The following is a 13,420-nucleotide window of genomic DNA, read 5'->3' as shown; positions in this document are numbered from 1 at the left end:
AAAGGAAGTCCTATGAAAGTTAATATTGCCGAATTTATAATCAGTGCCGTTGGCCCTGATCAATACCCTGATGATGCTTTGCCAGAGGTTGCTCTGGCAGGGCGCTCCAATGTAGGGAAGTCATCCCTCATTAACCGAATGATTAACCGCAAGAATCTGGCTCGGACAAGCTCCACTCCAGGTAAGACCCAGCATATGAACTATTACCGTATCAATGAAGACAGCATGTATTTTGTTGACTTTCCAGGTTACGGATATGCTAAAGTGTCGAAGACGCAACGTGCAACATGGGGCAAGATGGTGGAAAAATATCTATCTGAGCGCGATACGTTGAAGCTTGTTCTGCTCATCGTGGATCTGCGTCATCCGCCGACCAGCAATGATAAGATGATGTTCGACTGGTTGAAGCATTATGATCTTCCTATGTGTGTAGTAGCGACTAAGGCGGATAAGATTCCGAAGACTCGCTGGCAAAAGCATATCAAGATCATGAAGCAGGAGCTTGGCGTGCTGCCAGGGGATAACTTCATTCCATTCTCTTCGGAGATTGGCCTTGGTAAAGAAGAACTTTGGGGATTAATCGATGGGTATGTTCTCTCCTCTCCAGATTCTGAAGATGCTGAAATAGATGGAAATGAACCTCAGCAAGAGGAACCTACTGAAGCATAAGACAAGAACTCATTTACAATCAAGCAACCATTCCATTTGGGAATGGTTGTATTTTTTTGTGGGTAAAACTAAATTTTCTATGTGAAGGGACCGATAGATAACATATGAAAGATATCCATTGCCACATCTTACCCTTTATGGATGACGGAGCTACTGATTGGGAATCCGCTCTCGCCATGGCGCAAGACGCCTATAGGGACGGGACTACATCCGTCATTGCCACACCACATCACGCCAACGGTCAATATATGAATAACTCCGCTAGTATAAGAGAAGCAGTGGATCTGATGAATGAGAAACTTCGTCAGCATGGCAATCCACTGCTTGTTCTTCCAGGTCAGGAAATCAGAGTGTACGGAGATTTACTGGATGATCTGGAGCGGGGGCAACTGCTAAGTCTTGCAGACTCGCGGTATATTTTGCTAGAAATGCCTTCTTCACGAGTCCCACGCAACATGGAAGAAATCTGTCACGAGTTGATCATTCAAGGGTTCGTTCCGGTCATCGCCCATCCGGAGCGTAATGCTGAAGTAGCTGCCGATCCTTCTAAGTTAGAAAGATTGATAGAACTGGGATCACTTGGTCAGGTAACCGCACAAAGTCTTGCAGGCGTCTTCGGGAATAAACTTCAGAAGCTATCCCTGGAGTTATGTCGTAGAAATGCAGTACATGTGTTGGCCTCTGATGCACATGACAGTGTTCATCGTCCTTTTGGATTAAATGCTGCTTATGTGGTTTTAGAGAAACAATTAGGTCCTGAGATGCGCGACTATATGCGCGAGAACTCTCAGCAAATTGTGGCAAATGGAGAGGTTATTCGTGGTAATCACGTACAAAAAAGGGGGAATCGACACAAATTGTTTGGGATTTTTTCCCGAAAGGGCTGACTAATCTACCTAATAGTGGTAGAATGGGTTTTATTGGGTGAATCGTTGATATACGTAATAGTGTAGACATAAGGTGAAATAGTCTAGGACTATAGTAACAAAAGGGATTTAAATACATATAAAGAGGTGGATATTTAGTGACTTTGAAAAAGAAACTAGTAGTATCAACATTGGCAGTTAGCATGGCAGCGGTTGCAGTAGCAGGACTTCCGCTTAGCAGCAAAGGATTGGCAGCGCAGTTTGGAATCGTTGGAACAGCATCCGCTGCGACTAGCGTGGATTTTGCAAGCTTGAAGGAGCGTGCAACGAAGCTTTATAGCACGCTTACTGATGCAGATAAGCAGACGCTTCGTGATTTCCGTACTGAGCTTCAAGGTCTTTCACGTGAGCAACTGGAAAAAGATTTCGCGCCTGTTTTGGCTCAACTTGAGCTTAGCGATGCAGAAAAAACTACATTGTTTGATTTCTATTTAGAAGTAGTATCATCTATCTATACTCCGGATTTATCCGCAGTGACAGATATTCTGAAGTCCCCAAATTATGAGGCTTATCAAGCACTACTTAAGGAGATCGGTAAACAAGCTGGTATAACTGATCTTTCCGTTGAAGAAGTTTACAGCTTCATCTTTGGTTCAAACGGTGTTGAACAGAAACTAATCAACCTGCTAAAAGGAAAATCAGAAACGGATCTGGCTGACCTTATTATTCATCCGAACAGTGAATTGGCGAATCAAGTGAAGACTATTGTTCTCGACAGCACCATTGGTACTGCCAACTATTCCTTGAGAGCGTCTCTTGCAGAACTTAAAATTACAAAAGATATGATTGCAGCAACCAAGAATAACGTTGAATCTAGACTTACTAATGAAAAAGCAGCAGCTTTGGTTCTGGCGAAAGCTTACTATAATGCCTATCTTAAATCATCTACAACTACACCGACTAATCCTAGCACTCCAGGTTCCGGTTCCATAACGACGCCACCTGTACTAACTGTGGATCAGAAATTGGCAGCTGCAGCTACTTATGATGTATCTAAACTGGTACAAGTAGTAGATGGTAAAGCAACTGTGAAATTGGTAGATACCGATACAATCAATGCATTGGCTAATCTTGCTGCTGCAGCTAAAGCTGCCGGTAAAGAAGGTACTGCCCTTACGCTGACATTGAATCTTGGCACGATCACTGCGCCTACTGTTGAAGTTCCGTTGTCCAAAGCTATTGTTGAAGCAGCTAAGACTAATGGCATTGCGAATATCGCAGTAACCTTTAATGGCGTAACCGTAACAATTCCAGTGAGTCAGTTCAGCACAGCAATCGCATTGACTGTAACAACTGCTAAACCAGAAGTGGTAACTTCCGTTACAAAATTGAAATTGGCTTCGGATGTATACGAGTTCGGACTCAGTGTGGATGGTGTAGCGACTAGCACATTCAAACAACCAATCACCATTAAACTTCCGCTTAAGAATACTGATGGACTTGATAAAGAATTGCTGTCCGTAGCGAAGCTTGTATACGGTAGCCTGCAATTCCAAGGTGGTGTGCTTGACGGAGAGTTCATCGTAGAACCACGTGATACTTTCTCATCCTATGCAGTGCTTGAGAATAAAGTAAACTTTACGGATATTGCTAGTGTACAAGCATGGGCTGGCAAACAAATTCAAGTCGTAGCTGCAAAAGGTGCGATTGAAGGCGTAGGCGAAGGTAAATTTGCACCGAAGAGCAATGTAACTCGTGCAGAGTTCGCTAAAATGCTGATTCGTGCGCTTAATCTGGAGAATAATTCAGCTGTACAAAGCTTTAGCGATGTAAGTTCAACTGCTTGGTATGCACCATATGTAGCAGTTGCAGCAGAAAAAGGAATCATTACTGGACGCAGTGCGGCTAAGTTCGATCCTAATGCAACCATCACACGTGCAGAGATGGCAACAATGATCGCCCGCGCAGTGAAATCTATCAATCCAGCTGCAACAACGAATGTAACGGCAATCAGCCAATTCTCCGATGCTGCTAAGATCAGCGCATCTTTGAGAGATGGCGTAGCATTCGCAGCAGATCATAACTTGGTTATCGGAAATGCTGGTATGTTCAACCCGAACGATACAGCAACTCGTGCTGAAGCAGCAGTAATTATCTACCGTACCATTAACTTCAAGTAAGTAAATAAAAAAGTATAGTATACAGCCTCCTCTCATGTAGGTGAGAGGAGGCAATTTTTTGCCAATAGGGAAGTGCTGTAATATAGTAACGAAATATTTCAGAAATAGCTTGGAGGTAATTACACTTGTCATCACAAGAATTGGATCTTCGCGATTATTTTCAGATCGTCAGGAAGAGACTATGGCTGATTGTTAGCATAGTTGTTTTGGTGTGCGGTGTTGCTGGTGTGTACAGTCTGTATATTAAGAATCCGGTGTATGAAGCATCTACTAAGATTATTGTTAACCAGACACCGACTCAATCGGCAGCAGCGCAGCTTGATTTGAACCAGATTAATACTAATATTCAATTGATTAATACGTATAAGGAAATTATTAAGACTCCGGCCATCCTTGATATTGTTACGAGAGATTATCCGCAGTTCAATATTACTGCAGAAGAACTGTTGAAGAAGGTTAATGTGAGCTCCGTCAATAATACGCAGGTGATGACACTTGTCGTTCGAGATAATTCATATCAGCGAGCTGCTGAAATCGTGAATGCCATTTCACTTGTATTCAAGGATGAGATTCCTAACCTATTTAACGTGGAGAACGTATCGATTCTGAATGAGGCCAAAGTGAATCCACTTATTGAGCCAGGACCTGTAGAACCGAATGTCTTAATGAATATGGCTATAGCTTTCATCGTTTCCTTGATGATTGGTTTAGGGATTGCTTTCTTGCTGGAATACATGGACGATACGCTGAAGACTGAAGCAGATATTGAGAAATATCTTGGTCTACCAACGATAGCGATGATTACAAGATTGGGTTCAGAAGAAAGCAAACAAGGCGCAACACAGGCACAGACGCAAACATCCAGAAAGGCGGGCGAACTCGAACATGTCACAGCTGCCAAATAAACAACGACATCTAATTACCGTTACGAACCCTCGCTCCCCTGTATCTGAAGCGTTTCGTGCGCTACGCACAAATATTGATTTTTCCTCTGTAGATGAGACTATTCAAGTAATCATGGTAACTTCGTCCGGACCGGAGGAAGGTAAATCAACAGTTTCTGCTAATTTAGCTGCGGCTTACGCACAGGCAGATAAGAAGGTATTGTTGATTGACGGTGATTTGCGGAAACCGACAGCACATAAGACTTTTTCGCTTAGTAACCGATTTGGGCTATCTTCACTACTGTCGCAGCAGGCGGTTCTTGAGGATACTGTCCAAGATTCTGGTGTTTCCAATCTTTCCATTATGACCTCAGGACCGATTCCTCCAAACCCAGCAGAAATGATGGCTTCTAATCGGATGAGTACTCTTTTGCAGGACTTGCGCCAGCGTTATGATGTCATTCTTATTGATACTCCACCGTTATTGGCGGTTACAGATGCGCAGATCATGGCTTCCAAGAGTGATGGTGTCATTATGGTTGTCAGCTATGGCAAGGTAAAGCGGGATATTGCTGTAAAAGCTAAAGCTAACCTCGATCGTGTAGGTGCAAAAATGCTTGGCGTGGTTCTCAATAATGTAAAACGTAAAGCCAGCGAAGGTTACTATTACTACTACTATGGAAATTGATTTGTTCTTTAACAATAATGTTGTTTTTGGAGGCACTGAAAATGACAGCGAAATCTAGAGTAGTTCTTTTATTCTTTATTGACCTTGCAATCATCTGGTTCAGCATTATAACATCCTATTTGTTTAGGTATCCTAATCATCCTATCCAGGATTACGTTGTACAGATGCTGCAATTTGGTGTGATTGCAACGGTTGCGTTTGGTGGAAGTCTGATCTATTTCGGTTTATACCGAAGAATGTGGCAATATGCCAGCATTGGCGAGATCATATCCGTTTCAAAAGCAATTGTAGTAGGGTCAATACTCTCATTTGCAGCAGCATATTTTATATTGCCAGAACGAGTGCCTTTAGCAATAGAAGTTCGGACTATGGAGACTGTTCTTGTGTTAGTAGGTGGGGTTCGATTCTTGTGGAGAGTGCTCCATAATGATCGAATCAATTACAAAGACACTCAGACCCATACACTTATTGTAGGTGCAGGCGATTGTGGAATATTAATTGCCAGGGAAATGATGGGACCTTCTTTTGCTCATACCAAGCTAGTAGGTTTCATTGATGATAGTATCAATAAATATCATATGTCGATACTGGGTGTGCCAGTCTTAGGCAATCGTTACGCGATTCCCGCTATTGTGAAAGAACGGGAAATTCATGAGATTATTATCGCTATGCCTTCCGTTTCACGTACTGAAATTTCTGAAATTATTAATCTTGCGAAGAAGACAGGGGCCAAGCTAAAGATTATACCGGCGCTTAACGATCTGATCGCGGGAAAAATATCAGTGAAGAAACTGCGAGATGTTAGCGTTGAAGATTTACTAGGCCGTGAACCGATTATAGCAGATTTGAACAGTATTCTAGGTTATGTACACCACAAGACTGTGTTAGTTACGGGGGCTGGTGGATCTATTGGTTCAGAGCTCTGTCGGCAGATTGCCCCATTTGGTCCCGACAAGTTAATGTTACTTGGACACGGAGAGAACAGCATTTATATGATTGAAATGGAGCTTCGTAAGAAGTTTCCGGATCTGAATATTGTTACCGTAATCGCGGATGTACAGGACCGCAGTCGGATAATGGACGTATTCAGCAGCCATAAGCCACATGTTGTCTTTCATGCGGCAGCACATAAACACGTTCCATTGATGGAGCGGAACCCTTCTGAAGCCATTAAGAATAATGTCTTCGGAACAAGGAATGTTGCGGATTGTGCAGATAAATATGGTGCGGAGAGATTTGTAATGATCTCATCGGATAAAGCGGTTAACCCAACGAGTGTGATGGGTGCAACTAAGCGGATTGCTGAAATGTATGTGCAAAGTCTGCATACCACAAGTAGAACGAAGTTCTCAGCCGTTCGTTTTGGAAACGTGCTTGGCAGTCGTGGAAGTGTGATCCCGGCCTTTAAAGAGCAGATTGCTGCTGGTGGTCCAGTCACTGTTACTCATCCAGAAATGGTCCGTTATTTTATGACGATTCCAGAAGCCGTTCAGCTTGTAATCCAGTCGGGTTCTTTTGCCAAAGGTGGCGAAGTGTTCATTCTGGATATGGGAGAACCCGTAAAGATTCTAACGTTAGCGGAAGATTTGATTACTCTCTCTGGTTATGAACCTTATAGGGATATTGATATTCAGTTCTCCGGTATTCGTGAGGGCGAGAAGTTATATGAAGAACTATTAACAGATGAAGAGAATTTAGGTTCTACAGATCACGGAAGAATCTTTATCGGTAGACCTAATGTGATAAGTCTGAATCAGCTAGAACTGGAATTTAAACGCTTGGAACGTGTTCTCGCCGAAGAACCTGAAGTTATTCGCGAAATAATCAATCAGATTGTACCGATGCAGCCCGTTGCCCAAGTTGCTATCAGCTAAATCATTCATAAAGGGGGATACATAAGTGTTCAACAAACGATGGAAAAAGATCCTTTTATGGACGCTGTCAATCATTGTAGTTCTGGGTGTAGGTGGTCTGTTCGCTGCTAATTATGCTGTGGATAAGCTGATGAATTCAATGGCAGATGGTTTTGATCTGGAGTCTGAGGATCAAGTTAGTGGTGGGCAAGATCAAGGAACTGCACCTGAAGAAACAGTAGCAGATGATAAGGTCGAACCTGTAGCTTCTGCAACACCTGCTCCATCAACAGATGATAAGGGAAGCAAAGATACTGGAGAAACTGGAAAAGATACAACAGCTTCTACTACTAGTAAACCTACGAAAGCTCCATCAACAGATCAAAAAGATACTTCTTCAGATGGTTATACAGCACAGGTCTCAACAGATAAAGCTAAAGAAATTCAAGAGAATGTAACGATGAAGGATAAAGCAGATGTAGCTGCTATTGTGCTAGGTCAACTAAGTGTATCTGATATCAACCGTCTAAAAGATCTAGCCAAGGGTGGCCTAACGCTTGATGAGAAGCGGGAAGCACGTAGTATCATCCTCGGTAAGGTTTCCGAAGAACAATATAATGAGCTTTCACAGGTTGCTAAGAAATATGGCGTGAGTCAAGGGAAGACACGTGATCAAATCCTTAAAGAAGAAGAGCAATTAAAAGCGAAAGAAAAGGGAAGTGAATAAGTATGTCTAAAGCAACAATACCAGTCATAGCTCTATCTTTAATAGCTTCAATAGGGTTGGCGCCCTTAACGGCATCGGCTCCTATATCTGTTTCGGCCGCCGCCGCAGCAGCTAGTACAACGAGTAAGGCAGCAACAACTACGGTCAAAGTACAAAGTATGAATGTAAAGATGATTTTTGACGGTGTTAGTATTCAACCACCAGTAGGGCAGTACGTGTTTATGTATAACAATACAACCTATGTTCCATTACGGTTTATGTCGTATGCCTTGCAGAAGAGTGTAAGCTGGGATGCTAAGAACGTTAAGGTTACTGTAGCAGAGCCTAACAGCTCAGAACTAGTAGTGATTAAAGAGTATCTAATGAATGCAACAAACGGGAATAGTGCTTCAGCAGTATCTAAGAATCTTGTACTCAATCAAGTTAAGGCAAGTTATGTATTTAACGGTGCAACCAAGGCGTTACCTACGGGGCAATCCAGCTTTATCTTGAATGGCTCCTTATATGTACCCCTACGTTTTTTATCGGAATCTGTAGGTCATAACATTAGTTGGGATCAGAAGACGAAGACCATTACTGCTGCTTCTAAGGCGTATCAAGAGCAAGTTGGCACTAAGGATCCATCTCCAGTAGCGACACCAGTACCAACCGATTCAACAGGTGGTGCAGCAGGAGGTGCTGCCGGAACTGGAAAGGTATCGTATGAGACCATTACTAGTGAAGCGGAAGCCAAACTTACTGCGCTTAGAGATCAAAGCCAATCAACATTAATGAGCATTGCATTAGAGTATCTCGGAGCAAAAGATGAAGCGAGTAAAAAGAGCATTAAGGCTAAAGGTGTACAACAACTATCCTCGTTTAGTGCTAGCTTCAATAGTATAGTTGCCGACACTGAACAAAAACTGAACAGTAATGGATATAGTACAGCAATCATTAGTCAATATAGAAGTGAATTTGAATCGCAGCTTCAGTTGGGTAAAGATTTGGCTGAGGGAATGGCTAACTAAACAAGATAAGACGATAATCTCTATGTCTTTGACATAGAGATTAAGTACATAGATTACATAGAATGAAAATAGTAACTTAAAGGATCAGGTGAATTTATGAGACCTTATGTTTACGTGAAACAAACCATTGATTTTCTGTTGGCTTTAATCGGGATGATAGTGTTATCGCCTGTCTTCTTGATCATTGCGATCGTAATTAAGACAAGCTCTAAAGGCCCTATCCTATTTAAACAAAAGCGATTAGGCAAGAATAAATCAGAATTTTACATCCTTAAATTTAGAACGATGCGAACCGATACCCCTCAAGACATGCCAACTCATTTACTACAAGATCCAGATTTCTTTATCACAAAAGTAGGTAAGTTCCTAAGAAAGACAAGCTTGGACGAACTACCGCAAATTATTAACATCCTCAAAGGTGAAATGAGCATCGTTGGACCTCGGCCTGCGTTATGGAATCAGTACGATTTGATTGCTGAAAGAGACAGGTACGGAGCAAATGATATAAAGCCTGGCTTAACGGGATGGGCTCAGGTCAATGGCAGGGACGAGTTGGAAATCTTTATTAAAGCTCGACTAGATGGTGATTACGTTCGGAAAATGGGGATCTTTATGGATTTGAGATGTTTTTTTGCAACAATACTAAGTGTGTTGAAGAGTGATGGGGTCGTTGAGGGAGGAACCGGGAATTTAGAGAGTAGAGATATGTAACGAGGTCTGTGGCCTCCATGCCAATGCTCCTATGAATATTGAAGGATGAGGGGTTAAAAAAATGTTGTTAGTTACAGGCATTACAGGTCATACAGGGAAATATTTTTTGAAAGAACTAATTAACAATAACTACGAAGATACTGTCCGTTGTGTTATTCGAGAAAACTCTGATACAAGCTTGCTAGATACCAGCGGTTTAAAAATAGAGAAAGTCACTGGGGATATAACAGATAAAAAATTCCTGAATTCTTGTATGAGAGATGTAGATACAGTATTGCATATTGCTGGTATTCAAAGATCTTTGGCTCTTATAGAGGTTGCTGTAAAAAATGGTATACAAAGATCTATTTTGGTCCATACAACAGGAATCTATTCAAAGTTCAAGTCGGCATCGGAAGAATATAAAAATATTGAAACAGGAATTGAGAATATCGCTAACAAAAGCGGGGGAATTAGTATAACCATATTAAGACCTACTATGATTTATGGGGATTTATGTGATCTTAATATTAGCAAATTTATAAATATGATCGATAAACTGAGGGTTTTTCCTGTGATTGATAAGGGGGGCAGCTTAATTCAACCGGTTAATGCAAGAGATCTTGGTAAGGCATACTATCAAGTGTTGTGTTTGCCAATTGAACTTGTGAAAAAAGAATACATATTATCAGGTGAAAAGCCAATTGAAATGATTGATGCATTAAAACTAATTAGTAATAATTTAAATAAAAAAACGGTTTTTATTAGTGTTCCTCTCGTTATTGGTGTGTTTTTAGCGAAGTCTCTAAAAGTAGTTACATTAGGCAAAGTTGATTATATAGAAAGAGTCCAAAGAATGGGAGAGAATAGAAGTTTCTCTCATGAGGATGCGAGTAAAGATTTTGGTTATAATCCAATGCCCTTTAGTGAAGGGATTAGAATAGAAGTAGAACAATATAAACGTAGATAATACTGAAGGGAAGTAATTATTTATGGAAAAGGTACTTATTACAGGTGGTTCAGGTTTCATAGGGAGTAAAATCATCGACAGGCTTTATAAGGAGTATGATATTGTGGTTTTGGACAACTTCTCACCACAAATTCATGGCGATCACTTTGAAGAATCCTTTTTATATCAAAATATTAAAGATAAATGTAAGGTGATTAAAGGCGATGTGCGTAACTATGAAGATATACTGTTAGCTTTGGAAGACGTTGATTATATAATACATCTTGCTGCGGAAACTGGTACGGGGCAATCCATGTATGAAATTAATAGATATACTGACGTTAATATCAAGGGAACTTCCAATCTCCTTGAAGCTATTCTGAAAAACAAGCTGCCTATTAAGAAAATTATTCTATCTTCATCTCGTTCCGTGTATGGTGAAGGCATGTACACATGCAAAGAACATGGAAGTGTTGTACCAAGATCAAGAGATGTTGATGATATGTTGAACTTGGACTTTGAAGTGAAGTGCCCTGTTTGTGGAAGGAAAGTCGAACTATGCAAAACCTCTGAAGATTGTTCCTTATCTCCAATTTCCTATTATGCATATACTAAACTCGCACAAGAAAAAATGTTAGAAGTTATGTGCCCAACAATGAATATTCCTTTCACAATCTTTAGATATCAAAACGTATATGGAGCAGGACAATCTCTTACTAACCCATACACAGGTATCCTTTCTATTTTCTCGAAGTTATTATTACAGAATCAGAACATTAACATCTTTGAGGATGGTAACGAAAGCAGAGACTTTATCCATGTTAGTGATGTGGCTGCAATTACATGTGATGCACTTGAGAATGAGTTGACTAATAATCAATATATTAATGTAGGCAGTGGTGAGAATATATCTGTAATTCAAGTTGCACAAACGTTGAAGCAATTATATGAATCTAATTCGGATATAAAGATTTCCGGTGACTTCCGAATTGGTGATATCAGACACAATATTGCTGATATTAGCAGAGCACAACAACTATCTGATTTCAAACCATCGTATACCTTTGAACAGGGGATGGAGGAATTTACTGTATGGGTTAAAGGACAAGATAAAGAAAATATGCTTGAGAAATCCAATGATCGTTTTGAATATTCACTTGAGGAAATGAAGTCAACAGGGATGTTGGTTCAAGTTGAGGGTTAGACTCAGATGGAAACTAAGAATATTCTATATATTGGCACTCCGTTTTTTGGATATTATAAACAGATCATAGCGGAGTTCGAGGAAAAAGGATACTCTGTAGATCATTATAATGACAGACCTAGTGAAAGTGCGTTAACGAAAGGGTTAATCAAAATTAAAAGAAGCTTGATGAACTCTCTAATTCAGAAATATTTTGAAAAGATCATGGCTGATACTCAAAACAAAAGCTACGATATAGTGTTCATCGTTAACTGTAAGGTGTTTACACCTTTGATGATTCGGAAATTAAAAGACAGTCAAAAAAATGCGAGATTTGTTTTGTACATGTGGGATTCTTTAACACTTTACCCTAATAGTAAAGATCTGATCCCTCTCTTTGATCGAGCTTTTTCTTTTGATTCTGATGATTGCGACAATATGGATGGATTAAGTTTCTTGCCGCTTTTCTATTGTAAGACATATGAGAATGTAGGCAGGGAAGTTGTTGGTGAAAGGCAATATGATATCGTAAGTGTATGTACGGCCCATCCAAATCGCTACACTATATTGAAGGAGTTATTCCCGCGATTAGAGTCTAAGGGTATCCGTATCTTCTCTTATATGTTTTTGAACAAGTTGCAATATCTCTACAATAAAGCTTTTTTACCTGCATTTAAAGATGCTAAAAGTAGTGAATTTAGATTTATACCACTGTCAGAAAAGGAAAATATAGAAATTCTAAAAAAATCAAATACAGTGTTTGATATACAACATAATCAACAAAGTGGTTTAACAATGAGAACGATCGAAACGCTTGGTGCAAAAAGAAAAATGATTACAACTAACACAAATGTTAAAAAGTATGACTTTTATAATGAAAAAAATATTCTTGTATTAGAAGAGTATGAATTGAACGCTATAGAAATATTTCTGAAGCATGAGTACGAACCTATTGATGAACAGATTTATAAAAAATACAGTTTACACAGTTGGATAGAAACCATTATTTCAGATGAAAATGGTAATAGATATTTAAAACTGGGATTATAGAAGAGTGTAAAGATGGAGGTAGTCTATGAAAAATATGTATTCGCTATCAGAGACTATATCAACCGCATTTGCATTGATATGTACAAAGCTGTTTTATAGAGGGGCTAGATTAATCAGAAGGCCATTTTATTGTCGTGGAAAGTCAAGGCTGCAATTTGCTCAGGGACTTACTACAGGATATAATTGCAGATTTGATTTACTGGGTGAAGTGAACGATAAAACATCGAAGAAACTTATTTTAGGGAAAAACTGTAAAATTGGCGATCATGTTCATATCGTCGCAAGTGAAAAGGTTATAATTGGAGATAACTGCTTAATGGCTTCCAAGATATTTATAAGTGATACCAATCATGGAGATTATTCTAATGTGGGAATTGATTCTGGGCCTGATATTCCACCAGATAATAGACCGCTGTACACCAACCCTGTCAGCATAGGGAATAACGTTTGGATTGGTGAAAATGTTTGTATACTTCTAGGGGTTAATATTGGAGATGGCTGTATAATTGGAGCCAATTCCGTGGTTAACAGAGATATACCTAGTAATTGTATAGTCGCTGGTGCACCTGCAAGGGTGATAAAAAAGTGGGATGATTCCTTGAATGCATGGAAAGCTGTTAAAAAGGTATGAAAGTTACTGTTTTAACCATGTAATAAATAAAACATGAAATCAT

13 protein-coding genes are annotated in these 13,420 nt (G+C 40.0%); all 13 read left to right on the top strand.

Going from position 1 to position 13,420, the window contains the following annotated elements; translation table 11 throughout:
* Window positions 1-12 precede the first annotated feature (12 nt).
* The 13 genes from yihA to MKY99_RS24320 all read left to right on the top strand — a co-directional run bounded on the left by yihA (window position 13) and on the right by MKY99_RS24320 (window position 13,377).
* Complete coding sequence (gene yihA / locus MKY99_RS24380) at window positions 13-669, top strand: ribosome biogenesis GTP-binding protein YihA/YsxC (RefSeq protein WP_042191256.1); 657 nt, start codon at window positions 13-15, stop codon at window positions 667-669.
* Window positions 670-773: 104 nt separating this feature from the next.
* The gene (locus tag MKY99_RS24375; protein WP_339266792.1) at window positions 774-1,556 is read left to right on the top strand and encodes a CpsB/CapC family capsule biosynthesis tyrosine phosphatase; all 783 of its coding nucleotides are present in this window, start codon (window positions 774-776) and stop codon (window positions 1,554-1,556) included.
* Window positions 1,557-1,693: 137 nt separating this feature from the next.
* A complete protein-coding gene (locus MKY99_RS24370) occupies window positions 1,694-3,715 on the top strand; it encodes an S-layer homology domain-containing protein (RefSeq protein ID WP_339266790.1) in 2,022 nt (673 codons plus the stop codon).
* Between the two features lie 125 nt (window positions 3,716-3,840).
* Entirely contained in the window at window positions 3,841-4,620 is a 780-nt protein-coding gene (locus tag MKY99_RS24365; protein ID WP_339266788.1) for a Wzz/FepE/Etk N-terminal domain-containing protein, read from the top strand.
* Window positions 4,601-5,287, top strand: coding sequence for a CpsD/CapB family tyrosine-protein kinase (locus MKY99_RS24360; RefSeq protein ID WP_042191248.1), 687 nt, complete (start codon window positions 4,601-4,603; stop codon window positions 5,285-5,287). The genes MKY99_RS24365 and MKY99_RS24360 overlap by 20 nt, the downstream gene beginning before the upstream one ends.
* A 41-nt stretch (window positions 5,288-5,328) precedes the next feature.
* On the top strand, window positions 5,329-7,161 hold the full coding sequence (locus MKY99_RS24355; RefSeq protein ID WP_339266786.1) for a nucleoside-diphosphate sugar epimerase/dehydratase: 1,833 nt from the start codon (window positions 5,329-5,331) through the stop codon (window positions 7,159-7,161).
* 25 nt (window positions 7,162-7,186) lie between these two features.
* Window positions 7,187-7,867: a hypothetical protein gene (locus MKY99_RS24350; protein WP_339266784.1), complete on the top strand. Its 681-nt coding sequence runs from the start codon at window positions 7,187-7,189 to the stop codon at window positions 7,865-7,867.
* Window positions 7,868-7,869: 2 nt separating this feature from the next.
* Window positions 7,870-8,874, top strand: coding sequence for a copper amine oxidase N-terminal domain-containing protein (locus MKY99_RS24345; RefSeq protein WP_339266782.1), 1,005 nt, complete (start codon window positions 7,870-7,872; stop codon window positions 8,872-8,874).
* A gap of 96 nt (window positions 8,875-8,970) precedes the next feature.
* Window positions 8,971-9,585 (top strand): sugar transferase, encoded by a 615-nt coding sequence (locus MKY99_RS24340; RefSeq protein WP_339266780.1) that lies wholly within the window; start codon window positions 8,971-8,973, stop codon window positions 9,583-9,585.
* Window positions 9,586-9,646: 61 nt separating this feature from the next.
* Window positions 9,647-10,534, top strand: coding sequence for an NAD-dependent epimerase/dehydratase family protein (locus MKY99_RS24335; RefSeq protein WP_339266778.1), 888 nt, complete (start codon window positions 9,647-9,649; stop codon window positions 10,532-10,534).
* A 22-nt stretch (window positions 10,535-10,556) separates the two neighbouring features.
* Window positions 10,557-11,717 (top strand): NAD-dependent epimerase/dehydratase family protein, encoded by a 1,161-nt coding sequence (locus tag MKY99_RS24330; protein WP_339266776.1) that lies wholly within the window; start codon window positions 10,557-10,559, stop codon window positions 11,715-11,717.
* Between the two features lie 6 nt (window positions 11,718-11,723).
* Window positions 11,724-12,746 carry a hypothetical protein gene (locus MKY99_RS24325; protein WP_339266774.1) on the top strand — a complete coding sequence of 341 codons (1,023 nt, stop codon included), beginning with the start codon at window positions 11,724-11,726 and terminating at the stop codon, window positions 12,744-12,746.
* A gap of 25 nt (window positions 12,747-12,771) precedes the next feature.
* A complete protein-coding gene (locus tag MKY99_RS24320; RefSeq protein WP_339266772.1) occupies window positions 12,772-13,377 on the top strand; it encodes a DapH/DapD/GlmU-related protein in 606 nt (201 codons plus the stop codon).
* Window positions 13,378-13,420: the final 43 nt, after the last annotated feature.

This window comes from Paenibacillus sp. FSL R5-0470 (assembly GCF_037975205.1).
GTDB lineage: Bacteria > Bacillota > Bacilli > Paenibacillales > Paenibacillaceae > Paenibacillus_AQ.
Note: the sequence above shows the minus strand (reverse complement) of the source record. Positions and strands in the feature narration are given on the sequence as shown.